This is a genomic window from Brachybacterium sp. NPDC056505, from assembly GCF_042794925.1.
GTDB classification, from domain to species: domain Bacteria; phylum Actinomycetota; class Actinomycetes; order Actinomycetales; family Dermabacteraceae; genus Brachybacterium; species Brachybacterium kimchii.
This window is the reverse complement of sequence record NZ_JBHTSV010000012.1, coordinates 20,813-45,134: the sequence shown is the minus strand read 5'-3', so window position 1 is coordinate 45,134 and position 24,322 is coordinate 20,813. Positions and strand designations below refer to the sequence as shown.

At 72.5% G+C, this 24,322-nt stretch carries 20 protein-coding genes; 13 read left to right on the top strand and 7 right to left on the bottom strand.

Annotation, left to right across the window (positions count from 1 at the left end; translation table 11 throughout):
- Nucleotides 1–231 precede the first annotated feature (231 nt).
- Nucleotides 232–1,029, top strand: a complete 798-nt coding sequence (locus ACFQ53_RS08955; protein WP_377858364.1) for a DUF559 domain-containing protein — start codon at nucleotides 232–234, stop codon at nucleotides 1,027–1,029.
- 282 nt (nucleotides 1,030–1,311) lie between these two features.
- Here ACFQ53_RS08955 and ACFQ53_RS08950 read toward each other — a convergent pair whose 3' ends face one another.
- Nucleotides 1,312–2,703, bottom strand: a complete 1,392-nt coding sequence (locus ACFQ53_RS08950) for an NAD(P)/FAD-dependent oxidoreductase (protein ID WP_377858362.1) — start codon at nucleotides 2,701–2,703, stop codon at nucleotides 1,312–1,314.
- A gap of 344 nt (nucleotides 2,704–3,047) precedes the next feature.
- On the opposite strand from ACFQ53_RS08950, the gene ACFQ53_RS08945 reads away from it, so the two are divergent.
- Nucleotides 3,048–4,256 (top strand): M20 family metallopeptidase, encoded by a 1,209-nt coding sequence (locus ACFQ53_RS08945; protein ID WP_377858359.1) that lies wholly within the window; start codon nucleotides 3,048–3,050, stop codon nucleotides 4,254–4,256.
- On the opposite strand, the gene ACFQ53_RS08940 is transcribed toward ACFQ53_RS08945, so the two are convergent.
- The gene (locus tag ACFQ53_RS08940; RefSeq protein ID WP_377858356.1) at nucleotides 4,240–6,384 is read right to left on the bottom strand and encodes a S9 family peptidase; all 2,145 of its coding nucleotides are present in this window, start codon (nucleotides 6,382–6,384) and stop codon (nucleotides 4,240–4,242) included. The two genes, ACFQ53_RS08945 and ACFQ53_RS08940, sit on opposite strands and share 17 nt — an antisense overlap.
- A 141-nt stretch (nucleotides 6,385–6,525) precedes the next feature.
- Between ACFQ53_RS08940 and ACFQ53_RS08935 the strand changes: the two genes are divergently transcribed.
- From ACFQ53_RS08935 to ACFQ53_RS08895, 9 genes are all read left to right on the top strand, one after another.
- Nucleotides 6,526–8,163, top strand: coding sequence for an ABC transporter substrate-binding protein (locus ACFQ53_RS08935; protein WP_377858353.1), 1,638 nt, complete (start codon nucleotides 6,526–6,528; stop codon nucleotides 8,161–8,163).
- A 5-nt stretch (nucleotides 8,164–8,168) separates the two neighbouring features.
- Entirely contained in the window at nucleotides 8,169–9,134 is a 966-nt protein-coding gene (locus tag ACFQ53_RS08930) for an ABC transporter permease (RefSeq protein WP_377858350.1), read from the top strand.
- The gene (locus ACFQ53_RS08925) at nucleotides 9,131–10,018 is read left to right on the top strand and encodes an ABC transporter permease (protein WP_377858348.1); all 888 of its coding nucleotides are present in this window, start codon (nucleotides 9,131–9,133) and stop codon (nucleotides 10,016–10,018) included. Before ACFQ53_RS08930 ends, ACFQ53_RS08925 begins: the two co-directional genes overlap by 4 nt.
- Nucleotides 10,015–11,661: a nickel ABC transporter ATP-binding protein NikE gene (nikE, locus tag ACFQ53_RS08920; protein ID WP_377858345.1), complete on the top strand. Its 1,647-nt coding sequence runs from the start codon at nucleotides 10,015–10,017 to the stop codon at nucleotides 11,659–11,661. The genes ACFQ53_RS08925 and nikE overlap by 4 nt, the downstream gene beginning before the upstream one ends.
- Before the next feature lie 369 nt (nucleotides 11,662–12,030).
- A complete protein-coding gene (locus ACFQ53_RS08915) occupies nucleotides 12,031–12,675 on the top strand; it encodes an ABC transporter permease (protein WP_249477245.1) in 645 nt (214 codons plus the stop codon).
- Nucleotides 12,672–13,964, top strand: a complete 1,293-nt coding sequence (locus ACFQ53_RS08910) for an ABC transporter ATP-binding protein (RefSeq protein ID WP_377858341.1) — start codon at nucleotides 12,672–12,674, stop codon at nucleotides 13,962–13,964. The genes ACFQ53_RS08915 and ACFQ53_RS08910 overlap by 4 nt, the downstream gene beginning before the upstream one ends.
- Nucleotides 13,957–14,790: an ABC transporter permease gene (locus tag ACFQ53_RS08905; protein ID WP_377858339.1), complete on the top strand. Its 834-nt coding sequence runs from the start codon at nucleotides 13,957–13,959 to the stop codon at nucleotides 14,788–14,790. The genes ACFQ53_RS08910 and ACFQ53_RS08905 overlap by 8 nt, the downstream gene beginning before the upstream one ends.
- 2 nt (nucleotides 14,791–14,792) lie before the next feature.
- Nucleotides 14,793–15,911, top strand: a complete 1,119-nt coding sequence (locus ACFQ53_RS08900; protein WP_377858336.1) for a glycine betaine ABC transporter substrate-binding protein — start codon at nucleotides 14,793–14,795, stop codon at nucleotides 15,909–15,911.
- Between the two features lie 122 nt (nucleotides 15,912–16,033).
- Complete coding sequence (locus tag ACFQ53_RS08895; protein ID WP_377858333.1) at nucleotides 16,034–18,742, top strand: family 78 glycoside hydrolase catalytic domain; 2,709 nt, start codon at nucleotides 16,034–16,036, stop codon at nucleotides 18,740–18,742.
- Nucleotides 18,743–18,772: 30 nt separating this feature from the next.
- Here the strand turns inward: ACFQ53_RS08895 and ACFQ53_RS08890 are convergent, their stop codons facing one another.
- Entirely contained in the window at nucleotides 18,773–19,168 is a 396-nt protein-coding gene (locus ACFQ53_RS08890) for a hypothetical protein (RefSeq protein ID WP_377858330.1), read from the bottom strand.
- Nucleotides 19,165–19,911 (bottom strand): SRPBCC family protein, encoded by a 747-nt coding sequence (locus tag ACFQ53_RS08885; protein ID WP_377858327.1) that lies wholly within the window; start codon nucleotides 19,909–19,911, stop codon nucleotides 19,165–19,167. Before ACFQ53_RS08885 ends, ACFQ53_RS08890 begins: the two co-directional genes overlap by 4 nt.
- 140 nt (nucleotides 19,912–20,051) lie before the next feature.
- On the opposite strand from ACFQ53_RS08885, the gene ACFQ53_RS08880 reads away from it, so the two are divergent.
- Nucleotides 20,052–20,699, top strand: a complete 648-nt coding sequence (locus ACFQ53_RS08880; RefSeq protein ID WP_377858325.1) for a TetR/AcrR family transcriptional regulator — start codon at nucleotides 20,052–20,054, stop codon at nucleotides 20,697–20,699.
- On the opposite strand, the gene ACFQ53_RS08875 is transcribed toward ACFQ53_RS08880, so the two are convergent.
- Genes ACFQ53_RS08875 through ACFQ53_RS08865 form a run of 3 tightly spaced genes read right to left on the bottom strand, consistent with a single transcriptional unit; the run spans nucleotide 20,690 to nucleotide 23,060 of the window.
- Nucleotides 20,690–21,595 carry a GNAT family N-acetyltransferase gene (locus tag ACFQ53_RS08875; RefSeq protein ID WP_377858322.1) on the bottom strand — a complete coding sequence of 302 codons (906 nt, stop codon included), beginning with the start codon at nucleotides 21,593–21,595 and terminating at the stop codon, nucleotides 20,690–20,692. The two genes, ACFQ53_RS08880 and ACFQ53_RS08875, sit on opposite strands and share 10 nt — an antisense overlap.
- Nucleotides 21,596–21,635: 40 nt before the next feature.
- On the bottom strand, nucleotides 21,636–22,508 hold the full coding sequence (locus tag ACFQ53_RS08870) for a phosphotransferase family protein (protein WP_377858319.1): 873 nt from the start codon (nucleotides 22,506–22,508) through the stop codon (nucleotides 21,636–21,638).
- Nucleotides 22,509–22,517: 9 nt separating this feature from the next.
- Nucleotides 22,518–23,060: a DUF1697 domain-containing protein gene (locus ACFQ53_RS08865; RefSeq protein WP_377858316.1), complete on the bottom strand. Its 543-nt coding sequence runs from the start codon at nucleotides 23,058–23,060 to the stop codon at nucleotides 22,518–22,520.
- A 120-nt stretch (nucleotides 23,061–23,180) separates the two neighbouring features.
- Between ACFQ53_RS08865 and ACFQ53_RS08860 the strand changes: the two genes are divergently transcribed.
- Nucleotides 23,181–24,317 (top strand): aromatic acid exporter family protein, encoded by a 1,137-nt coding sequence (locus ACFQ53_RS08860; RefSeq protein WP_377858313.1) that lies wholly within the window; start codon nucleotides 23,181–23,183, stop codon nucleotides 24,315–24,317.
- Nucleotides 24,318–24,322 lie beyond the last annotated feature (5 nt).

Below are 24,322 nucleotides of genomic sequence, written 5' to 3'. Positions count from 1 at the left end.
CTACGCGTAGTGCACGCCCCCGGCCGAGGACCCGCCGGAGCCGGGGCAGTGCGCCTGTTGGTGCCGCTCCGATGACTCAGCAAGGCCGGGCACCGCGAGTCCTCCACATCGTCGGGGCGGACGCTGCCATCCACAATCGGCGCGGAGGCCTGGTGGGGGCCCCGTGCACGGCAGAGGCTCCGGGTCATGGAATCGGAGCACAAGAAGGAATTGCACGTGATCCCGTCGTCCGTGCGCGAGGACAGCGGAATCTCCCGCCGGGTGATCGCGCGACAGATCGCACTGGGGACGCTCGTCCAGCTCGGGCGCGGGTGGTACGGAACGCCGGAGACTCCCGAGAAGGTAGCCAGCGCCTTGAAGATCGGGGCCCGGCTCACCTGCGGCGACGCCTTGGAGTTGCACGGCGTCTGGGTGGTGCGCGACGAGATGCTGCATGTGGCGACCCTGCGCGGGGAGAAGCCGCGCACGTCCGATCGCGAGGTCGTGTCCCACAAGTACCAGCACCGCTGGCCCGACTTCGAGCCGATCATGCCGATCCGCATCGCACTGGACCACCTCGCGCGTTGCCGCGGAGCGGAGGATGCCGCGATCGCCTTCGAGTCCGTGGCGAACCAGGGATTGCTGAGCGCGGAAGAGATCGACGGGGTGCTCGCGGGTCTGCCGGTGAAGCTGCGCCAGAGCATCGGCATCATCGACCCGCGTGCCCAGTCGGGCACCGAGACCCGGGTGCGCAGGTACCTGCAGCGTCTGGGGGTGTGCGTGGAGCCGCAATGGTTCGTCGACGGCGTGGGCCGCACCGACATCCGTGTCGGTGAGCGTCTGATCATCGAATGCGACAGCGCTGCCTATCACACCGACCCGGAGGCGTACGCGGAGGATCGGCGCCGGGACCAGCTGCTGATCGCGCTGGGGTACGTGGTCTTGCGGTTGACCTGGGAGGACGTCATCGAGGAGTGGGAACGGACCCGGGAGCTCCTGAGGTCCATCGTCGCCGATCGTCTGCACCGCAAGCGTCGATCACTACGGTGAGAACGGGGCCCTCCGCGACCGGGCTCTCCGCGACGGGGCGGCCAGGGCGCGATCGCCGGAAGGGATGGCGCCGCGGCCGCTGCTTTGACGCGGGTCTCCGGGCGCCCCGTGCACTTCGCGTAGCAGGAGGTCGGGTCGCGACGAATGGAGCACGTCACCCGACCTCTGACTACGCGTCGTGCACGCGCCGGCCGAGACCGCGCACTGAGGACCCCGCGATCCGCAGATCGACGACGTCCAGGCCCGGAGCGGCCGCACTGGGGTCGGCCCGCCGCCCCGGGCTCAGCTGTGCTGCTTGTCCGGACCGAACAGGCGGTGCTGGGCCTCTTCGCGGAAGGTCGTGGCGGCGGCGATCGAGTCGACCTCGCCGACCACGGGGTTCGGCTGGTGGGTGGCGCGGGTGCCGGCGTACAGGCTCAGCAGGTTCATCGAGACCGCGCGCTGGTTGCGGTGCCCCAGCAGCTTCGTGACGTGCACGCCCAGCCAGGCGAACCAGCCCACCGTGCCGGAGAGGCCGATCGACCCGGCGATCGGCAGGTCGGGCAGCTCGGTGATGGCGGCGCGGCGGCCGATCGTGGCCATGGTGCCCAGGTCCACGTAGTGGAACGGCTTCTTGCCCTTGCCCTGGGCGCGGACGTCGGCGTCGATCATGCGGGCGACGGCGCGGCCGGACTGGATGGCGGGCTGCGCGAGCTGGGGGAGGGCGTTCTCGCCGCCGGCGATGTCGCCGGCCGCATACACACCTGGGAAGCCCTTGACCTGCAGGTTCTCGTCGACGTCGAGACGTCCGCGCGAGTCCTGGGGCAGGCCCCAGTCCTTGACGGTCTCCGCGATCGCGACGCCTGCGGCCCACACGGTGATGTCGGACTCGAGGATCGAGCCGTCGTCGAGCTCGACGAAGTCGTAGCCCACGGACTTCACGCCGTGGCCCAGGCGCAGCTCGACGCCGCGGGCCTCGAGCTCCTCGGCCGCGTACTCGCGGAACTCCTCGCGGAACTCCTTGATGAGCTCGCCGCCGCGCTGCAGGAGCGTGATCTGGAGGGTGCCCGGGTCCATCTCCGGGTAGAGGATGTCCAGCTCCTGCATGCGGAAGTCCGCGAGGGCGCCGGCGATCTCGACGCCCGTCGGCCCGCCGCCGACGATCGAGACGTGCACCCTGTCGGTGTCCTCGATGCGGCTGGTGCGCTCGAGCTCGGAGAAGACGCGGTCGCGGATGGCGATCGCCTGCGAGCGCGTGTACATCGGCATCGCGTGCTCCTCGGCGCCCGGGGTGCCGAAGTACGTGGTCGTCGCGCCGTTGGCGAGGACCAGGTAGTCGTAGGAGAGCTCGTCGGGGCTGTTCGTGCCGTTCTCGAGGCGGACCACCTGCTGCTCCGGGTCGACGCCCACGACCTCGCCCTGGCGGTAGCGCATGTTCGGCACGTTCAGCGAGAGGCCGCGCAGGAACATGGTGACGTCGCCCGGGTTCAGCCCCGCGGTCGCGACCTGGTACAGCAGCGGTTGGAACGTCTTGTAGACGTTGCGGTCGATGAGGGTGACGCGCACACGAGTGTCGCGCAGGCCCAGCACGGCGTTGGCACCGGCGAAGCCACCGCCGATGATGATGACGTGAGGCCAGCTCGCGCCGTCCTTGGCAGGAACGGTCCGGCGACTGCCGAAGGGGAACTCGAACATCTTTCTCCTCGATGGACGGGATGGAGACGTGTCGGCGGCGGGCACGCCTGGGGGTTGGCGGGCGCGAGGATCACGGCGGGCGGACATCCCGAGGGGCGTGAGCTTCGACCGCGTCCCCGGAGGCTGTCCTCCACGACGGTATCGAGGGCCGGATCGATGCTAGTCCTTTCCCCCGTCGCGGTCTCCACCCCAGGCGTGGAAAGAGAAGGCGATCACCTCCTGCGCGCCACCAGTGTGGCACCCGCGACGCGCGGGCGCACTGATCCGGGCAGACTGGACCCGATCCCACGACGGCCGAGCCCGCAGATCCGTCGGCCCTCAACCCCGCAGACCGAGGAGACCACATGCCCGCACCCTTCTCCCTCCCCGACGGCTTCCTCGCCGATCTCCAGGCGCTGCGCCGGGATCTGCACGCCCACCCCGAGGTCGGACTGCAGCTGCCGTGGACCCAGGAGAGGGTCCTGCGCGAGCTCGAGGGCCTCGGGCTCGACGGCAGCCGGCTCGAGATCATCCGGGGCCGCGACCTGACATCGGTCGTGGGCGTACTGCGCGGCGGCAGACCGGGACCAGTGACCCTGCTGCGCGGCGACATGGACGCACTCCCCATCACGGAGGCGACGGGCCTCCCGTTCGCCTCGACCAACGGGGCGATGCACGCATGCGGGCACGACCTGCACGTGGCCGGACTCATCGGCGCCGCCCGGCTCCTCGCCGCGCGGATCGACGAGCTGCCCGGCACCGTCATCCTCATGTTCCAGCCGGGCGAGGAGGGGTACGACGGGGCCGGCCGCATGCTCGCCGAGGGACTCCTCGACGTCGCCGGCGAGCGCCCCACCAGCGCCTTCGGCATCCACGTCCACGCCGACTCGCCGACCGGGAGGATCGGCGTGCGCGGAGGCACGCTGATGGCGGCCTACTCGATCCTCGAGGTGACGGTGCTGGGCACCGGGGGCCACGGCTCGCGTCCGCAGGAGGCCCGCGACCCCGTGCCCGCCGCCGCGGAGATCGTGCTCGCCCTGCAGACCGAGGTCACCCGACGCTTCAGCGTCTTCGACCCGGTCGTGGTCACCGTCGGCGAGCTCCACGCAGGATCCGCCCCGAACGTCATCCCGGATCAGGCGCGGCTGCGCGCCGGCGTGCGCACGTTCAGCGCCGAGGCCGTCCGACGCGCCGCGCGCGAGCTGCCCGAGCTGGTGCGGCACGTGGCCGCCGCCCAAGGTCTGGAGGCGGAGGTCGAGTTCCGCGAGGTCCTGCCGGCGACGGTGAACGATGACGCCGCCGCCGAGGAGTTCGCGCGCGTGGCGCGCGACCTGTTCGGCGCGGACCGCGTCGAGCAGCTCGAACGCCCCCGCACGGGATCCGAGGACTTCTCGCGTGTGCTCGAGGCGGTGCCCGGCGCCTACGGCTTCGTGGGCGTGGCCGCCGACTGGGACCCCGAGCACCCGCCGGCCTCGAACCACTCCGCATACGCGATGTTCGACGACGAGGTGCTCGCGGACCAGGCGCTGCTGCTCGCGACGCTCGCCTGGGAGGCGCTCACGAGCGGCCGCTGAGCGCCCGCTCCCACCACTCCTGGATCGCGGCGAAGCGCTGCAGACGGTGCCGAGGACGGCCGGAGCGCGTGAGCTCGTGGTCCTCCCCGGGGAACACCAGCATCGAGGACGGCACCCCGTTGCGGCGCAGCGCCGAGAAGTAGCGGGTGCCCTGCTCGAGCGGGCATCGCAGGTCCTGCTCGGAGTGGATGACGAAGGTGGGTGTGCGCACGTCGCCGACGTGCGCGAACGGGCTCTGCCGGGCGATGTCGGCCGGGTCCGTGCCCACGTACTCGTCGCCGAAGTAGGAGCCGATGTCGCTCGTGCCCTGGAAGCTCGCAGGGTCCAGGAAGCCGCGCTCGACGATCGCCGCGGCGAAGCGATGGTCGTGGGCGATCGTCCACGCGGTGAGGAAGCCGCCGTAGGAGCCGCCCATGATGCCCAGGCGGGAGGCGTCGAGCCGGCCCGGACGGTCCTCGGCGTCGGCGGCGATCGCGCCCTCGAGGAAGTCGAGGACGTCGGCGAAGTCGTCGGTGCCCATGCGGTGCCTGATCGCGCGGCCGTGCGCCCGCCCGTACCCGGCGGAGCCGCGCGGATTGCAGTAGGCGACCGCGAACCCGGCGCCAGCGAGCACCTGCACCTCGTCGAACACGCTGACGCCGTAGTGGGCGAAGGGGCCGCCATGGATCATGAGGATCACGGGGAAGGGTCCCTCGCCCTCGGGCACCGCGAGCCAGCCGTGGACCGGGTAGCCGTCGCGGCCCGTCACCTCGAGCTCGCGCGGGGCGACGATCCCGGTTGAGCGCAGGTCGGCTCCGAGCTCGGTGAGCACGCGAGGGGCCGACGGCAGGGCCCGCGCCTCGCCCCCGTCGGGCCCGCCCGGCTCCGGGGCCCGCACCTGCACGAGCTCGCCCGCGCTGGTGGGGGTCGAGACCGCGGCGAAGACCACGACCTCCCCGGCCTCGCCGAACGGGGAGACGGCCGCGGTGCCGTGCGCCTCGAGGTCCCCGCCGAGCACCTCCTGCGTGGAGCCGTCGCGGGAGACGAGGTGCAGGTGGATGCGCCCGCGCGTGAGCTCGTGGACGAGCACCCGATCGCCCGCCGTGACGAGCGGTCCGGCCGTCGTCAGCTCGAGCTGGTCGGGGTCGGTGATCCGGCGCGGACGGGCGGGCGCAGAGGCGGTCGGCGGATCCAGCAGCCAGAGGGCTCGGTCCGGCGCGATCGCATCCCGGCCGTCGACCGGCTCGGAGGCGAGCAGGGCGAGGGCGCCGCCCGGGAGCGCGACGAGCTGGTCGATCGAGAGGCCGTCGGCCTCCTCGAGCAGGATCGATGCGGCCGAGGGGGCCTCGGCATCGATCGCGACGAGCACCGAGCGCAGATCGCGCTCGTCGGACTCGAGGCGGTCGCGCACGGCGAGCACGCGCGTGCCGTCGGCGGCGAAGGCGAGGGCCGTGTGGTCGTCCGTCCCCTCGGTGATCTGCCGGGCCGCGAGGGACGTGCGGGCGTCGCCGTCGGACCCGAGAGCCCCGTCGTGCCCCTCGTCGGTGCCGCTTACGACCCGCGGTGCCTGCGGGTACTCGGGCTCGTCGTCCAGGGACGGCAGGTCCAGGACGTGCACCTGGCGGGGGCGGTCGATGCTCCAGCCCACGCCGTTGGCGTGCCAGCGCACGCTGTCCACGCGGCGTGCGGGCTCCGCATCGGGGCCGATCCCGTCGACGGTGCCGTAGCGGCCGGGCTCGGGGACCCGCGCGAGGAACGCGAGGCGGGAGCCGTCGGGCGAGAAGACGAACTGGCCGACGCCCAGCGGGGCGTCCGTGACCTGCCTCGGCTCGCCGCCGCGGGGGTCCAGGAGATGGATCTGCGCGCGACCGCGCGCGTCGGGCCGCAGGAAGGCCAGGACGGAGCCGTCGGGGGAGAGGCGCGGCGCGGAGTCGGAGATCCCGCGGGTCAGGCGCCGACGCGCGCTGCTCTCCTGCCGCTGTGCTCCGTGCCGGCGCCGGGCGCCGTCGAGCTCGATGCGCCAGAGCTGGCCGACGCTGCGGTCGGCGCCCTCGTCCGGATGGGAGACGGCGACGATCGCGAAGGTCGCGTCGGGGGCGAGGGCGGGCGTGGAGACGGAGAGCAGGTGGCGGATGTCGGAGGGGTGCACCCCCAGACAGTACCAACGCGATGCGACCCCGTTCACATAAGTTGACGCTGTGAAGCCCATAATCACTAATAGTGTGTGGTGCGCCGACGAGCACTCGCCGACCGCCGCCTCCACGCCCCGTTCACACCCCCAGGTGGTCCCGTGTCCCCCTCGTCCTCCCCCTCCCGCATCTCCCGTCGCTCGTTCGCCGGCGCCGCCGCGCTCGCGGCCGTCGCCTCGCCCCTGCTGGCCGCCTGCGGAGGCTCCTCCGGATCCGGTGGCTCCGCGGACACCTCCGTGCTGAAGGTCGGCTTCCCCGAGGACAGCGAGAACTACGACCCCCACCAGCCGCCGTACACGGTCTCGCGCGCCGTCGCCCGGCAGATCGCCGACACCCTCGTCGACCAGGACCCGGAGTCCGGGGAGATCGTGCCTTGGCTCGCCGAGTCCTGGGACGTGAACAAGGACAGCTCGCAGTTCACCTTCCACCTGCGCGACGGAGTGACCTTCTCCGACGGCACCGCGTTCACCGCCGAGTCGGTGAAGAAGAACTTCGACCGGGTCGTCGACCTCGGGGCGCTCGCCTACATCGGCGCGAGCCACCTGCGCGGCTACCGGAAGACGGAGGTGGTCGATGAACGCACGGCGAAGGTCTCCTTCGACGGCCCGAACGCCCAGTTCCTGCAGGCCGCCAGCACCCAGACCCTGAGCATGCTCGCCGACGCGACCCTCGAGCTCGATCCGAAGGAGGTCGCGGCCGGGAAGGTGATCGGCAGCGGCGCCTTCACCCTCGCGGACTACACGCCCGGCGAGTCCATCACCCTCGCTCGCCGCGACGACTACGCCTGGGGCTCGTCGGTCTACAGCAACCAGAAGGCCGCCGCCTACGAGAGCATCAGGATCTCGTTCATCCCCGACCCGACGACGCTCGCGGGCGCGGTCTCCTCCGGCCAGGTCGATTTCGCGTTCCTGCTGGACACGTCGACCCTGCCCGCCGTCGAGGGCGGCCAGCTGCAGGTCTCGAAGAACCCGACGCGCGGCATCTCCTTCCCGCTGATCCCCTTCATCTACCGGGAGATCTTCGAGGACGACGGCGTGCGGCGGGCGCTGAACCCCGCGACGGATCGCGCGGAGATCGCCGAGCGCATCTACCAGGGCCAGGTGAAGCCCGCGACCGGGCTGCTCACGGCCTCCACCCCCGGTGCGGCCGACCTCTCGGAGTTCCTCGAGCACGATCCCGAGGCGGCGGAGAAGCTGCTCGAGGACGCCGGCTGGAGGACCGTCGGCAAGGACGGCATCCGCACCAACGACGACGGTGATCGGCTGAGCGTCTCCATCCAGTACACCAGCGGGAACACGGTCTACGAACAGCTCTTCCAGCTGCTGCAGGCGCAGTGGAAGAAGGTCGGCATCGAGTTCGAGCTCAAGCCCGTCACCGAGGCGCAGGCGAGCGAGACCGGCCTCTACGACGCGAAGTACGACCTCTCGACGTGGACGCAGGGACGGGCGGATCCCGACGTGCTGCGCGTGGTCTACAGCTCCTTCTACGAGAACCAGTCGTTCTTCTACGGCCACCCGGTCGACGAGATCGACGACGCCCTGCTGGCCCTGCAGAGCACGACGGATCCCGACGAGCGCGCGACGGCATCGGAGAAGGCCCAGCGCCTTCTGCTCGAGGGCGGGTACTCCGTCCCGCTCGTCGAAGCGATCTCGGTGAGCGCAGCCTCGAAGAAGATCCGGAAGATCGCCCTGGACGCCGAGAACAAGCCCGCCTTCGCCGATCTCGCGCCCGCGGACTGACCGCCGTGCTCCGCTACGTCCTGCGACGCCTCGGGCAGGCGGTGGTCGTCCTCTTGGGCGCCATCACCCTGTCCTTCATCATCGTCCAGCTGACCCCGGGGGACCCGGCCCGGCTCATCGTCATGGGCAGCGGGCAGGGCGATGCCGGCGCAGCCGACGAGGCCCAGCTGGGCCGGATCCGCGACGAGATGGGACTGGACCGACCGCTGCTCGTGCAGTACCTGAGCTATCTGCACCGTGTGCTCACCCTCGACTGGGGCACGGCCTACTCGCGGCAGCGCCAGGCGGTCTCGGCCGTGATCGGCGACAGCCTGGGATCCACCCTCGAGCTGGGGCTGGTGAGCCTGCTGTTCCTGGTGATCCTCGGCATCGCCTTCGCGCTGGGAGGCGTCCTGCTGCCCACGGCCGCCCTGCGCTCCGCCTTCCAGGCCGTGACCGTCATCGGGATCGCAGTGCCCTCGTTCGTGATGGCGATCCTGCTGCTGCAGATCTTCTCCTTCCGCCTGGGATGGTTCCCCGCCTTCGGGGCCGACGGACCGCGCGCCGTGCTGCTGCCTGCGCTGACCATAGCGCTGCTCGGCGCGGGGACACTGAGCCAGGTGTTCTCGCGGAGCATCCGCGAGGTCTCCGCGGAGGGGTACGTGGAGGTCGCCCGCGCTCGCGGGCTCGGCCCCGTCCGCGTCGTCCTCGGCCACGTGCTGCGCAATGCGAGCCTGCCGGTGTACACGATCATCGGGATGCTCGTGGGCGGTGTGGTGTCCGGCGCGGCGATCATCGAGACGATCTTCGGCCGTCCGGGGATCGGCAACCTCTACGTCGAGGCGGTCACCGCGCGCGACTTCCCGCTGATCCAGGCGCTGATCGTCCTCACGGGCGGGCTGTACGTGCTGGTCACGCTGGTGGTCGATCTGAGCTACCCGTTCATCGATCCGCGCGTGGTCTCCCCGGCGCATCGAGGAGGCCGACGATGACGAGCGACCAGCGGGCCGAGCAGGCCCCGCACCCGCAGCAGACGCAGCGCCCCCAGCACCCCCAGCGGGCCCGGCATGCGCTGCGCGTCCTCGGGGCGCGGCCGGGCGTCGCGCTCGCGAGCCTGTTCCTGCTGCTGCTCGTGGGATGGATCCTGGCGCCGAACCTGTTCGCGCCCACGGACCCGATCGAGGCCGTCGGACCGTCGCTCGCCCCGCCGAGCTCGCACTACTGGTTCGGCACGGACCTCAACGGGCGCGACGTCTACAGCCGCGTGGTCCACGGAGCGCGCTCCTCGCTGCTCGCGGGCCTCGTCGCGATCGCGATCTCGCTAGTGTGCGGCGGGCTGCTGGGCATGGTCGCCGGCTACGCCGGCGGGATCCTGGACGCGGTGATATCGCGCGCCGTCGAGGTGCTGGTCTCGATCCCGGGCCTGCTGCTCTCGCTCGCGATCATCTCGGCGCTCGGCTTCGGCGTGGACAAGGTCGCCATCGCGGTGGGCATCTCCGGCATCCCCGGCATGGTGCGGATCGCGCGCGCCGAGACCCTGCGGATCATCGGGCTGCCCTTCATGGATGCGGCGGCCACCAGCGGCACCCGGCGGGTGATCGCGATCCTCACGCACGTCGTCCCGAACGCCTCGGGCGCGATCGCCGTGGTCGCCGGGATCGACCTGGGCGGCGCGATCCTCGCGGTCGCGTCCCTGAGCTTCCTGGGCTTCGGCGCCGTCCCGCCGCAGCCCGAGTGGGGATCGCAGATCAACGAGGGGCGCACGTACATCGCGAGCGCCTGGTGGTGGACCCTGTTCCCGTCTCTGGTGGCGGCGCTGACCGTGCTGAGCGTCAACCGGGTCAGCCGCGGCATCGGCACGAGGGAGAACCGATGAACGAGAGCACGAGGACATCCTCGGGACGCGCGCTGCACGGCGCCGCGTCCCCCGTCCTACGGATTCAGGACCTGGCCGTGCAGTACGTCCGCCGCGGGCGCTCGACCACGGCGGTCGACGGGGTCTCCCTGCAGATCGCGCCGGGCGAGTCCGTCGCGCTGGTGGGGGAGTCCGGCTCGGGCAAGACCACGATCGCGCGGTCCGTGCTGGGGCTGCTCGACGAGCGCGCCCGCGTGCACGGGTCGGTGGAGGTCGCGGGGCGGGACGTGCTCGAGCTCGGGGCGCGCGGCGCGCGCCGTCTGCGGGGTCGCGACATCGGTTACGTCCCGCAGGACCCCGGCGGTTCGCTGGATCCGTTGAAAAGGGTCCTCGACCAGGTCGTCGAACCGCTGCGCATCCATCGCATCGGCGATCCGCGGCAGCATCGGGACCGGGCGCTGCAGGCCCTGCGGGACGCGGGGCTCGACGATCCGCGGTCCCTCGCCGGTCGCTGGCCGCACGAGCTCTCCGGCGGGCAGCGCCAACGGGTGCTGATCGCCGCCGCGATGGTCACCGAGCCCGCGCTGATCGTCGCCGACGAGCCGACCAGCGCACTCGACGTCACCGTGCAGCGCCGGATCCTCGATCGGATCGGGGAGCTGACGAGCTCGCACGGCACCTCGCTGCTGCTCATCACCCACGACCTCGCGATCGCGGCGGACCGCACCGACCGCACCCTGGCGCTGCGCACCGGGAAGGTCGTCGACGAGGGCCCCAGTCGCAGCCTCCTGGTCGACCCGCAGCACCCGTACACCCGCGCGCTCGTCGAGGCGATCCCGGGCCGCTCCCGCACCCTCGAGGAGATCGAGTCGCCGCGGCCCTCGCCGGGGGACGAACCGCTCGTGCGGGCTCGCGGCATCGCCCGGACCTTCGGGTCGAGGCGCGAGCCCGTCACCGCGCTCCTGCCCACCGATCTCGAGGTGCGGCCGGGGGACAGCATCGGGATCGTCGGGGAGTCCGGCTCGGGCAAGACCACGCTCGCGCGGATCCTGCTGGGGCTCACCCGCCCGGACGAGGGGGACGTGCACGTCGCAGGTCGCGCCGTCACCCGCGGCGACAGGGCGATCCGCCGCGTCGTCCAGCCCGTCTTCCAGAACCCCCACTCCTCCTTCGACCCCGCGCGCACCGTCGGCTGGTCGGCGCTGGAACCGGTGCGGGCGCTGGCGCCGCGACCCCGCGCCGCTCGACGGCAGCTGCTCGAGCGACTCTTCCGGGACGTGGGGCTCGACCCCGTGCTCGCGGGCCGGCGCCCGGACGAGCTGTCAGGCGGGCAGCTGCAGCGGGTGGCGATCGCCCGCGCGCTCAGCGTCGAGCCGCAGGTGCTCGTGTGCGACGAGGCGGTCTCCGCCCTGGACGTCACCGTGCAGGCGCAGATCCTGGCGCTGCTCGCGCGCCTGCAGCACGAGCACCGGCTGGCCCTCGTGTTCATCACCCACGATCTCGGCGTGCTCCGCCAGGTCTGCCGGGACGTGCTGGTGATGCGCCGCGGAGAGGTGGTCGAGCGCGGGGCCACCGCGGACGTCCTCACCGACCCGCAGACGGACTACACCCGTGAGCTGATCGCCGCGATCCCCGGCGCCGCCGAGGAGGCTCCCCTCCTCTGAGAGGACCGGGCCCGCCCCGGAGGCACCGCACCCGCCCTCGGGGAAGCCGCGCCCGCTCCCGTGGGCCCCGGGACGGCGGTGCGCTCGCGTCGTGGCGACACTGTGACGCGATTGTGACCAAGGCACGTCGGACCTCGCGGGAAAAGAACCGGTGACCGGCGCGAATGCAGCCGAAGGTCGAAGGGTCGCGGACGGGGCGCCACGCGCCGCCCGGCGGGTGCGCGGGCAGTGCGGAGTTGAGTTGTGGTGCGCGGCACCCTACGGTCGACGAGGCGCCCAGCGGCGTGTCGGTGCGGCTCCGCCCACCGTGGCGCTGCGGCTCCGACCTCCGAGCAGACCCCGACCCCCGACGAGAGCGCAGGCGATTCCGTGGACTTCGGCGAATTCCTCAGCTCCCGCTCGAGCGAGATCCTGTTCGCCGCCGCCCAGCACTTCAGCCTCGTCGCCCAGTCCGTCGTCCTGGCGACGGTCCTCGCCGTCGCGATCGCCGCGCTCGTGCACCGCTCGAGCCTCGGCCGCGCCGTCGCGAACTCGGTGAGCGCCGTGGGGCTCACCATCCCGTCCTTCGCCCTCATCGGTCTGATGGTCGCGCCCTTCGGCTTCGGGGTGAAGCCCGCCGTCATCGTGGTCGTCTTCTTCGCGGCGCTGCCCATCCTGCGCAACGCCATCGTGGGACTCGCCGGGGTGGATCCTGCGCTCGTCGAGTCGGCGCGCGGCCTGGGCATGAGCCGCCTGGGCATCTTCTTCCGCATCGAGCTGCCGCTCGCCTGGCCCGTGATCCTCAGCGGAGTGCGCGTCTCCGCCCAAATGGTCATGGGCGTCGCGGCGGTCGCCGCCTACGTGCTCGGTCCCGGGCTCGGCGGCTTCATCTTCCAGGGCCTCTCGCGCCTCGGCGGCGCCGGGGCGATCGAATCGGTGGTGACCGGCACCGTCGGCGTCATCCTCCTGGCCCTCATCCTCGACCTCCTGCTGCTGGGCCTCGGCAGGCTCACGACCTCGAAGGGCATCCGGTGACCGACTCAGACCCCCGCACCCAGACCACCGCCGCGGACTCCGCCTCCGGCGAGGCCACGGGCCGCTCGATCTTCCTGGACGCCGTCACCAAGCGGTACCCCGGGCAGGAGCGGCCGGCCGTCGACGGCGTCACCCTCGAGATCCCCGAGGGACAGGTCGTCATGCTCGTCGGCCCCTCCGGCTGCGGCAAGACGACCACGCTGAAGATGATCAACCGCCTCATCGAGCCCACCGAGGGGCGCATCGTGCTGGGCGGCGAGGACGTCACCACGATCAACGGCGACGAGCTGCGCCGCCGCATCGGCTACGTCATCCAGGCCGGCGGCCTGTTCCCGCACATGACCGTCGCCCAGAACATCGCGCTCGTGCCCAAGATGCTGGGCTGGGACAAGGCCCGCATCGCCGAGCGCGTCGAGGAGCTGCTCGAGCTCGTCGGCCTCGATCCCGACGTCTACCGCTCGCGCTTCCCCAAGGAGCTCTCGGGCGGACAGCAGCAGCGCGTGGGCGTCGCCCGGGCGCTCGCCGCCGATCCGCCCGTGCTGCTCATGGACGAGCCCTTCGGGGCCGTCGACCCGATCACCCGCCAGCGCCTGCAGGACGAGCTGATCCGCATCCAGCAGGAAGTGCGCAAGACGATGGTCATCGTCACCCACGACTTCGACGAGGCCGTGAAGCTCGGCGACTGGATCGTGGTCTTCCGCGAGGGCGCGCAGATCGTCCAGTACGACACCCCCGAGCGGATCCTCGCCGAGCCGGCCGACGAGTTCGTCGAGAACTTCATCGGCTCGGGCGCCGCCCTCAAGCAGCTCGGCCTGCGCCGCGTGCGCGAGGTCGAGGCGGCCGACGCGGTCGTCGCGCACGCCGGCGGCAACGCCGCCGAGGCCCTGCGCCGCGCCGAGGAGGCGGGCCACAACCACGCGGTCGTGGTCGACGAGCGCGGACGCCCCATCTCCTGGCCCTCGCGCCGCGAGCTCTCCCGCATGACGCGCCTGCCCACCGAGCTCGACCCGGCGCTGCCCGTCGTCGGCTCGGGCGCGACCCTCAACGACGCCCTGGACACGATGCTCGTCTCGAGCGCCGGCGCCACCCTGGTCACGGGCCGCGGCGGCGTCTTCGAGGGGGTCGTGGACGTGGAGACGATCATGGACGCGATCACCATGGCCCGTCAGAGCGCCGCCGAGCGCTCGAGCGAGGCCCCGGTGGGCACCAACACGGGTGCGGTCGATGTCGTCATCGACGACGAGGGCACGGCCGTCACCGCCCCGCAGGGATCGGCCCGCGATGACTGAGCGCACAGCGACCGACACCGCCGCCCAGGCAGCGGACGATGCCGCGACCGGCGCCGCGACCGAGGCGACGACCGATGGGGCCGGCGCGCGGCGCGCCCCCGCGCCGCGCCCCTGGCGCCCCCTCATCGTGCAGATCCTGGCGCTGCTCGCGATCCTCGTGGTCTACGGCGCGTGGCTGCTGCTCGCGCCGCTGACTGCGACCGAGCGCAACACCCTGAATCCCTCGACGATCCTCGAGCTCACCGGCCAGCACCTCGCCCTCACCCTGGTGGCGACCGTGATCGTGCTCGTGATCGGCGTGCCGCTGGGGATCCTGCTGACCCGCGGACCCTTCCGGAAGGTCGCCGAGCCCGTGCTGGCCGTGGCGAACTTCGGGCAGGCCGCGCCGGCCGTCGGCCTCATCGTCCTGCTCGCCGCCTTCGTGCCCAACGGGTTCCAGGCCTCGATCATCGCCCTGGTGCTCTACGCGATCCTGCCGGTGCTGCGGAACACCATGATCGGCGTGCGCGGCGTGGACCAACGCCTGGTCGAGGCGGGGCGGGGGATGGGCATGACCGCCTTCTCCGTGCTGCTGCGCGTCGAGCTGCCGCTCGCGGTGCCGGTCATGCTCTCGGGCGTGCGCACGGCGCTCGTCCTGCTCGTGGGCACGGCCTCGCTCGCCGCCTTCGTCAACGGCGGCGGACTGGGACTGCTGATCACGACCGGCATCAACCTGTACCTGTTCAAGGTCCTGATCTCCGGCGCGCTGCTGGTCGCGGTGCTCGCCCTGATCGTGGACTGGGCCGGCCGCGTCGTCGAGCACGTCGCCCGACCGAAGGGACTGTGAGCATGCACGAGACCACGCCCACCGGCCGGCCCGGCCGCCGGCCCGCCGACCGTCCGGCCCCCGGGTCCGCGGACCTTCCCGGCGGCTCCTCCCTCGCCGGTTCTGCCCGCGGAGGCGGCCCCCTCGGCAGTCGCCGCCTCAGCCGCCGACGGCTGGGGCTCCTCGCGGCGCTCGGCCTGCTGCCGCTCGCCGGCTGCGGGCTGCGTCCCGCGACCGCCTACGCGCCGGACGTCGCCCCCGGGAAGATCAAGCGCATCGACGACCTGCCCCAGGACGCGCGGATCACCGTCACCGGCAAGAACTTCACCGAGCAGCTGATCCTCGGCAAGATCGGCGTGATCGCCGCCCGCGCCGCCGGCTTCGAGGTCGACGACCTCACCAACGTCCCCGGCAGCGTCCCCGTGCGCGAGCTCATGACCAACGGCGGGGCCGACATGACCTGGGAGTACACGGGCACCGCGTGGCTCACCTACCTGGGGGAGACCAAGGGCATCCCCGACAAGAAGAAGCAGTGGCAGGCCGTGCACGACGCGGACCTGGACAACGGCCTCACCTGGCTGCCGCCCGCGCCGCTGAACAACACCTACGCCCTCGCGGTGCGCAGCGAGGCCGTCGAGGAGCTGGGCGGCATCACCAAGCTCAGCCAGCTCGAGGATCTCCCCGTGAAGGACCGGACCATCTGCGTGGAGTCGGAGTTCAACTCTCGGGCCGACGGTCTCGTGCCGCTGCTCAAGGCCTACGACATCCCCCGTGGGAAGGACGACGGCGTCCCCGCCGGCAACATCAGCCTCTACGACACCGGCGCCGTGTACACCGCGACCGACCGGGGCAGCTGCAACTTCGGCGAGGTCTTCACGACCGACGGGCGCATCCAGAGCCTGGACCTGACGATCCTCGAGGACGACCGCCACTACTTCCCCGCGTACAACGTGGCCCCGGTGCTGCGCACCGAGACGCTGAAGAAGCACCCTCAGCTGGAGGACGTCTACGAGGCGGTGACGCCCGAGCTCACCGACGACGCCCTGCGCTCGCTCAACCTGCGGGTCGACGAGGGCGGCGAACTGCCGGCGGACGTCGCCTTCGACTTCATGGTCGAGCAGGGGCTGGTGTCCCGGCCGTAGGCCGCTCCCGCCGCGGACCCATCGGCCCGCGGACCCGCCGGCCCGTCGGCCCGCCGAGGGGCGCCTCGGCTCGGTAGGATCGAACGGTCGCGTCCGACTCCACGCGCGGAGGTCCTCCCGGCATGTCACCTCGTCACCTGTCCTCCCGCGCCAGACCGCGCCCGGAGGAGCTGCGGGTCGACCTCCAGCACCTTCCCGTCGGCATCCCCGTGCGCGGTGCCCGCTTCTCCTGGGTGGTCCCGCAGCTGGGCGACTCCATGCAGAGGCTGCACCGCATCCAGGTCGCCCGCTCGCCGCGCGGCTTCGGCAGCCCGCTCTGGGACACCGGCTGGGTGACCTCGGAGCGCTCGGTGGCCGTGCCCTACGAGGGGCCCGACCTGGACCCTTCCACCCCGTACTGGTGGCGGGTCGCCGTGGACACCGACGCCCCCGGCGACTGGTCGAGCGCCCAGTGCTTCGTCACCGCGGCGGACGCCTGGGGCGGCGAGGCCATCTGGGGCCCGGTCGCGATGGACGAGTGGACCGCGGAGGACATCCCGTGGGTGCTGCTGCGCACCGAGTTCGATCTGCCCGCACAGCCCGTCCGCGCCGCCTTCGTCGAGGCCGCGGGCCTGTCCCCGGAGGGCGGGCCGACGCCCCACGGCCCCCGCGGCGGCCGCCAGCACGTGTACAAGCTGTGGGCGAATGCGCAGGTCGTGGGCTACGGCAGCGTGCGCTCGGGCTTCGAGGAGGCGATGTACCACACGCACGACCTCACCGGTGTGCTGCGGCCCGGCCGCAACGCCCTCGCGGCCCTGTGCTGGGCGGAGCAGGGGCGGGCGTTCAGCGCCCGCGTGGTGGTGGTCCTGGCCGACGGCACCCGCCTCGAGGTGCCGACCTCCACCCGCTGGCGGGCGTTCAGCGGGGCGATGATGCTGCCGGGGCTCGGGGACATCGGCGGCGGCTGGTTCCGGGCTCCGCGCGAGGACTGGGACGCGCGGCACGAGCCCCGCGGCTGGCAGAGCCCCGGCTTCGACGACTCCGGGTGGGACCGCGCCCGGCCCAGCGAGGCCGAGCTGCCGCCGCCGATGCCCGCGACCGTCAGCATCCGCCACCACCTGGGCGAGACCGTGCGCGCCCACCGGGTGAGCGGGTCCGCTCCCGCCGGCCCCGCTCCCGCCGGGGCCGCGCCGGCCGGGGCCGCGCCGGCCGGGCCCCCGGTCGCCGGGTCCCCGACCGGCTCGTCGGCACGGGCGGGCGGCGGCGAGATCTGGCGAGCTGACCTCGGCCGGGAGATCGTCGGCGGGATCCGCCTCGAGGTGGTCGGTCGCGCGGGCGCGCGGATCCGGGTGCGGCTCGGCGAGGAGCTCGAGGCCGACGGCACGGTGCGCTCCCGCCTGCGCACGAGCAACGTCTATGAGGAGACGTGGACCCTGCGCGACGGCCCGCAGACCATCGAGCACTGGGGGCTGCGCGCCTTCCGCCACGTCGAGCTCGAGGCCGACGCCGGCTCCGGCCTCGACCTCTCCCGCGCCCTGCGACCCGTGGTGCTGCGATCGCCGGCCATGGGCGGCGGCTCCTTCACCTCCTCCGACCCCGACCTGGACCGGGTGTGGGAGATGTGCCGGTACTCGATCGAGGCGACCAGCCAGGACCTCTACGTGGACACCCAGTCCCGCGAGCGCCTCCCCTACGAGGGGGACGCCCTGGTCAACCAGCGCTCCCAGTACGCCGTGGAGCCGTCCTTCGCGCTCGCCCGCAGCTCGCTGGCCTTCCTCGCCCGCCGTCCCACCTGGCCGGCCGAGTACCACCTGATGCCGCCGCTCATGGCCTGGGAGGACTATCTCGCCACGGGCGATGACCGGCGCCTGCACGAGGACCTCCACTTCCTCGAGCAGGGCGGCTACCAGCACCTCCTCGACGGCGGCCTGGTCCGCAAGGACCCGGGCAGCGCGAGCGAGTGGGACGCCGACCTCGTCGACTGGCCCCAGGGCTCACGCGACGGCTTCGAGTTCACCGAGGTCAACACGGTCGTCAACGCCTTCCAGGCCGCGGCGTTCCGCGCCCTCGCCAGGATCGGCGAGGCGATCGGGGACCAGCGCGTCGCGCAGAGCTATGCGGAATCGGCCGCAGCGGCGACCACCGCGCTGAACGACCGGATGCTCGGAGACGGCCCCTCCTACGCCGACGGGGAGGGCAGCGAGCACCGCTCCCAGCACGCGACCGCGATCCCCGTCGCCCTCGGCCTCGCACCGGCCGCGCGACTGCCCGCCCTCGGTGGGTTCCTCGCCTCCGGCGGCATGCGCATGAGCGTCTACGGGGCGCAGTTCCTGCTGGACGCCCTGTTCGCCGCCGGACGCTCCCGCGAGGCGATCGCGCTGATGACGGCACGGACCACCGAGAGCTGGCTGCACCAGATCGACGACCTGGGCGCGAGCATCGTCCCCGAGGCCTGGGACCCCGCGCAGAAGCCCAACATGTCCTTCTCGCACGCCTGGGGGACCGCGCCGGTGAACGTCATCGCGCGCTGGGTCCTCGGCGTCCAGGTGATCGAGCCGGGAGCCGCGCGGGTGCGCATCGCCCCGCATCCCGGCCCACTGGCACGGATCCGCGGGGTCGTGCCGACCATCCGCGGGCCCGTCGACGTCGACCTGGATCGTGACGCCGGTCGGCTCCGGGTGCACGTGCCGCCGAACACCCGCGCCGAGCTCGTCCTGGACCGTGCGGAGCTCGGGATCCACGGCCACCCGCGCATCGAGGCGCCGGGGGAGTGGGCGCTCGGTGCGAGCGAGGACGAGATCGTCCTCGACGGCGTCACCGCGGGGGACGTGCAGGTGCGCTGGCACGAGTGAGCAGCGCCTGAGGGGCGCGGGGCCGCGCTCTCACGCGTCCGCGCCCGTGTTCCTGCCCGCGTCCGTGTCCGTGGGCGCATCGGCGCGAGCCGCACGTCGTGCCTCCCGACGCATCAGGAGTGCGCGGGCCACCACGGCGAGGGCCGCGAGGACGATCACGACGGCATGCAGCGGATGCAGGTCCTTGGTGAGGCTCGGGGCCGGATCCGGGCCGGCCAGGTGCAGTGCCAGACCGGAGCCGTAGGCGATGACGAGCAGGGCGGTCCAGAGGCGGAGCGGACGCAGCCGGGCATCGAGCAGGACGCTCAGCGCGGTGAGGACGACGGGGAGCACCGCGATCATCGCGAACCCTCCGGCGACGAGCACCGCGCTGGCGGCGGCGGAGATGAGGGCGGTGCGGGGGAGGGCGCGGCCGGTGCGGTTCATCGTGCCGCCTCCGCCGTGGTGCGCAGGTCGTCGAGCCAGCTGACGAGCCCTCCGCCGAGCATCTGCGCGGCGGCCTCGGCATCGTCTCCCTCGAGGGAGTCCAGCACCTCGGCGTCCCAGGACTCCTCGGTGTGCACGAGCGTCCCGTCGTCGGTCTCCGTGACCGTCCAGAGGTGGGTGCCCTTGTCGATCGTGAGCGTGTCGCCGACGGCCGGGCCCTCCCAGAGCACGCAGTGACCGGGGTCGATCTGCCTCACGGTGGAGGTGATGTGCAGGGTGTCCGCGGCGGAGATGTCGGATTCCGGCACCGGCGTCGTCCAGCGGAACTGGGAGCCCTTCGCGAGCGGCCCGGAGTCCAGGCGCTCGATGCTCGTCACGGCGCTCTGCCAGTCGGCCCACGTCTCGACATCGGTGAGGGTCTTCCAGACCGTGTCGGCGGGGGCGTCGACGAGGAGGTCGTGCGCGCTCGTCGCCGAGGCGGAGGTGTCGATGCCCTCGCCCCCGCACGTGGCCTTGCCGGCGGTGCTCGTGGTGACGTCGGCGGGGGCTTGCGCCGACCCGCCGGCATCGGAGGCATCGGAGCCGTCCGAGCCGTCCGAGGCCTCGGTGGCGGACGGGTCGGCGTCGTCGGCGGCCGAACGGGCGTCGGGTGCGGGGGAGCCGCACGCGGTGGCGACGGCGAACATGGTCGTGGCGGCAGCAGCGACGAGGGTGAGGCGTAGGGGGCGTCGGGTGATGGTCATGGCGGTTCCTCTGTCCACGGTGGCCGGCTCGAGGGGAGCCGGCGAGGCGAATGTGGCCGAACGATCGTAACCTTACGGGCGTTTACTCAACGTGCGCAAGACCCTCCGACATCTTCGGTGAACGCATGTAAGGTCAGAGCATGAGCACGTCGACGACTGATGGGGGTGCGCCGCCCGCACGCAGGCGCAATCCGCGCGGCGAAGGGGAGCGCCTCAAGGGCGAGATCAGCGATGCGGCACTCGCACTCCTGGACGAGACAGGGGATGCGGGCGCGGTGACGCTGCGGGCCGTCGCCCGCCGGGTCGGCATCTCCGCCCCGTCGATCTACGGGCACTTCGAGAACCGCCAGCAGATCCTGCTCGCCGCACTCACCCGCGCCTTCGCCGAGATCGACGCCGAGCTGCGCCGGGTCGTCGAGGTGGCGGGGCCGGAGAGCCGTGACCGGCTCCTGGCGCTCTGCGAGGGCTACCTCGACTTCGCCCGCGCCCGTCCCCACCGGTACCTCGTCATGTACGGCGGGGTCTGGAACGCGGCGCAGGACATGGCCGATGACTCCGTCCCGCGCCATGAGGTGGCCGCCCTGGGCATCGCGACGCTCGAGCTGCTCCAGGAGCTCCTGGCGGCGTGCGTCGCCGACGGCAGCTCGCAGAGCACGGATCCGGACGCCGATGCGATCGCGCTGTGGGTCGCGATGCACGGGCTCGCGCACCAGAGGATCGTCTCGACCGCCTTCACCTGGCCGCCCGACATCGACTCCCGCCTCGTCGCGAGGATGGCCTACATCTGAGCCGCGTCGCTGCCGGCGGGAGGGGGCGCGGACCGATCAGCCGCGCCGCCTCGTCGGTACGGACGGGTCGCCGCGGTGCGTGAGAAGCCGAGCGCCTCGTAGAGGCGCTTCGCGTCCGGTCGATGCTCGTCGACGGTCAGCGTGATCGTGCGCGCGCCCTTGCGCTGCGCCGCCGTGTCCAGCAGGCCCCGGGCGATGCCGCGCCGTCGGGCCTCGGGGGCGACCGCGAGGAAGTCGACGTACAGGGTGTCGGTCCCCTGCATCTGACCGCTGAGGTATCCCCGCACGCATCCTCCTTCGGAGTGCACGAACGTCGAGTAGGAGCCGCCGTGCTCCAGGAGGCCCGACGCCGACGCATAGGTGCCGGGGAACTCCGCTTCGTGGAGCTCGGCGAGGCGCGGGAGATCCTCGGGCCGCGCTGCTCGGACGGCATCGTGCGCGGTGCGCTGAGCCGACGGGTCGTCGTCGAGCGACGCCGTGTACTCGAAGTTCGCCTCGCCGGCGGACCATCCGCAGCGCTCGGCGAGCCTCGCCATCTGCGCGTTCTCCACCGCGGCGTACATCTCGTGACGGTCGACGGGGGCCTGGGAGATCACGGACTCCAGCAGTCCAGGCGCCTGCTGCTCCCATCGCCCCTTCCGCGTCCAGGGCCCGTGGACCCACGAGCGATCCAGCTCCGTGTCCCACTCGATGAGGGCGGCCCCGTCGACCCGTCCATCGGCGCCCCGGCTCACGCGCAGCGTCTCGCGCCAGTCCTGGTCGAGGTTCTCGAGATCCTCGCGGATCCCCGCCTCGTCGCGGCCGAGATACGCGCACGCCGTCGCTGCGCCGTGCTGCAACTCGAGGATCAGCCGCAGAGCCGCGTCGTGGTCTTCGGGAGAGGCGGTGGTGTGCATGGTCCGAGGTTCTCATCCGCAGGACGGAGGCGGCATCCGGTTATTCGAGGCGGGCCGCCGTCCGCAGCTCAGCGAGCCATTCCTCGCCCACTCGTGCGCCGTCGGGGAACGCGTCCTCGATGTCGAACCGCCAGGTCGTGGCGAGGGCCAGGGTGAGCCGTCGGCACTGGGCGAGCAGGGTCGCGTCGGGGTGCGCGGGGCCGCCGTGATCGGTGCTCGCCGCGGAGCGGTAGTGCTCAGCGCCCTCGGGCGGAAGATGTGCGAGGTCGAACTCGACCGGTCCTCGGCAGCATGTCTCGAGATCGATGAACAACGGGCCGCGTGGCGAGTCGAGGATGTTGCCCGGATGCGGCTCGCCGTGCAGGAGCTGCTCGCGACCCGTGGATCCCGCGGCGTCGCGCAGCTCCATGAGCGTCCCGCGCAGCAGATCCCGATCCGGAGTGCGGAGCCGTGGGGAGCGCTCGCGGTCGTCGAGAAGTTCGAGCGCGCTGCGGACGCGATCGGTGAAGCGCGGCGCCGGGACGCCGACGCTGCGCATCGCCGCGTGCAGGTGTGCAAGGGCCTCGGCGAGGGCGGCGGGAGCCGTCGGCGCCCGATCGGGACTGCCGGAAGGATCCACCCAGCTCCACAGGGAGACCTCGAAGCCGTCGCGCAGGCGGGCGGCCGGCTCCACGCGCAAATCCGGGCCGACCACGGGAGCGCCCGCGTCTGCGAGACGCACCGCGAGATCCAGCTCGTACGCCGCGATCGGCTGGTCCGCCGGGCCGACGCGAGCCACGACCGCGCTCGGCAGCAGGAGGAGCACCGCCTTGTTCGAGTTGCTGAGGACTCGCGCCTCGTGGGCATCGAGTCCCTGGTTGCGGGCGACCTCGAGAGCGGCGGTGGCTGCGCGGGAGAGTCGGGAGGGGTCCATGGTGCGGGCCTAGGCGTGCTCGTCGAGGCCGTCGTGCTCGTCGAACTCGTCGAGCATCGCCACGAGCTTCGCGACCGTGTTGATGTTCCGCGCGGTGCCGTGCTCGGCGGCGGGGATCCGCAGGCGGGAGGTGCCCATGCCGGAGGGGTAGTGCACATAGATCTCCTGCGCGCCGAGCACCATCTGCTCGTCGGCCGCGCCGCGCACCCGTTCGAGGGCGTCGGCCGGGGGAGGAGCGTCCAGGAAGAGCACCATCGCGCGGTTCCCGGGGGCGTCGGGGAAGGGGTTCGCCGCGAGCACCGCGCGCATCTGCTCGGCGGTGCGCACGTTCACCCCCACGGGGCGTCCCGCGTACTGCTCGAGGCGGGCCTCGAGCGCGCCGCGCACCGCGTCGGCCGCGTCCTCCGAGCGCAGCGCGACGTTGCCGCTGGCGATGTAGGTGCGCACGTCGACGAAGCCGAGCGCGGTGCACATCTCCCGCAGCTCCGCCATCGGCAGCTTCCCGGTCCCGCCCACGTTGACGGCGCGCAGCAGCACGGCATAGCTGGTCATCGTCGACCTCCTCGTGCGTCGTCCGGTGCACGCAAGCTTCCCACGGCTTCAGCTCGCGCGGGCGGCGTGCGTGAGCAGGAGTCCTCGCGTGTGCGGGTCCGGGTGCGTAGCGTGTCGGGGATGCGCCCGTTCCGACCGCGCGAGATGACTCGCCCCCGGGGTCTGCGCCCCGAGACCGTCACCGATCTCCTCCAGATCGTGAAGTCCGTGCTCGCGGCCGCGTTCGCCTGGTGGCTGGCCTCGGCGGTCCTGCATTCGACGATGCCGTTCCTCGCGCCCTGGGTCGCGCTGCTCACGGTGTATCCGACGGTCTTCGAGTCCTTCCGGCGGGGCGCGCAGTCCACGGCGGCGTCATGGCTGGGCGTCGCGCTCTCCTTCGTGATCGGCGTGACGCTCGGGACGTCGGTGTGGACTCTCGCGGTCGCACTCCTGGTGGCGCTCGCCCTGGCCAGGATCCGATGGATCCGGGAGGAGGGCATCGCGATCGCGACCACGGTGATCTTCGTGCTCGGAGCCGGATCGGCGGGCGACGTGAGCCTTCTGACCGATCGCATCCTCGAGGTCGCGCTGGGCGCGCTGGTGGGGATCGTGGTAAATCTGCTGCTGATCCCGCCGCTGCGGGATCGACAGGCCGCGCGCTACGTGGACAGCGTGAACCGCCGGATGGGCGAGGTCCTCCTCTCCATGTCCGACGAGTTCCGCACGTCGTGGGAGACCGATCGCGCCCAGGAATGGCTCGAGGAGACCGAGTCGATGAGCAGCGACCTCGCGTCGGCATGGTCGACGGTGCGATCGGCGCACGAGAGCAGACGCGCCAATCCTCGCAATCGCCTGCGCTCTCAGCGCTCGCCGGAAGGGGGTGGGGAGGCGCCGCCCGAGGACCGGAGCGGATACGAGCAGATCCTCGCCAGGATCGACGAGGGCGTCTCCCATCTGCGGCACATGGCCCGCACCCTGCGCGAGGCGAGCAGCGCGGAGCGGCCGTGGGACCAGAAGTTCCGGGAGGACTGGGCCGATCTCGTCGGCGACACCGGGCGGTCCGTCGCGGATCCGGATGCGGACGTCGCCCCGATCCTGCGGCGCATCGACGTCCTCACCGACGAGCTCACGGGCCGGGAGGGCCTGCGCAGCACGAGCTGGCCGCTCTACGGGTCGCTGCTGACGAGCCTGCGCCACATCGTGTCCGTGGTCGACGACGTCGCGACGGCGCGCGAGGCGCGGGAGCCAGGGCATTCGGAGTCCGGCGCGGGGGAGTGAGCGAC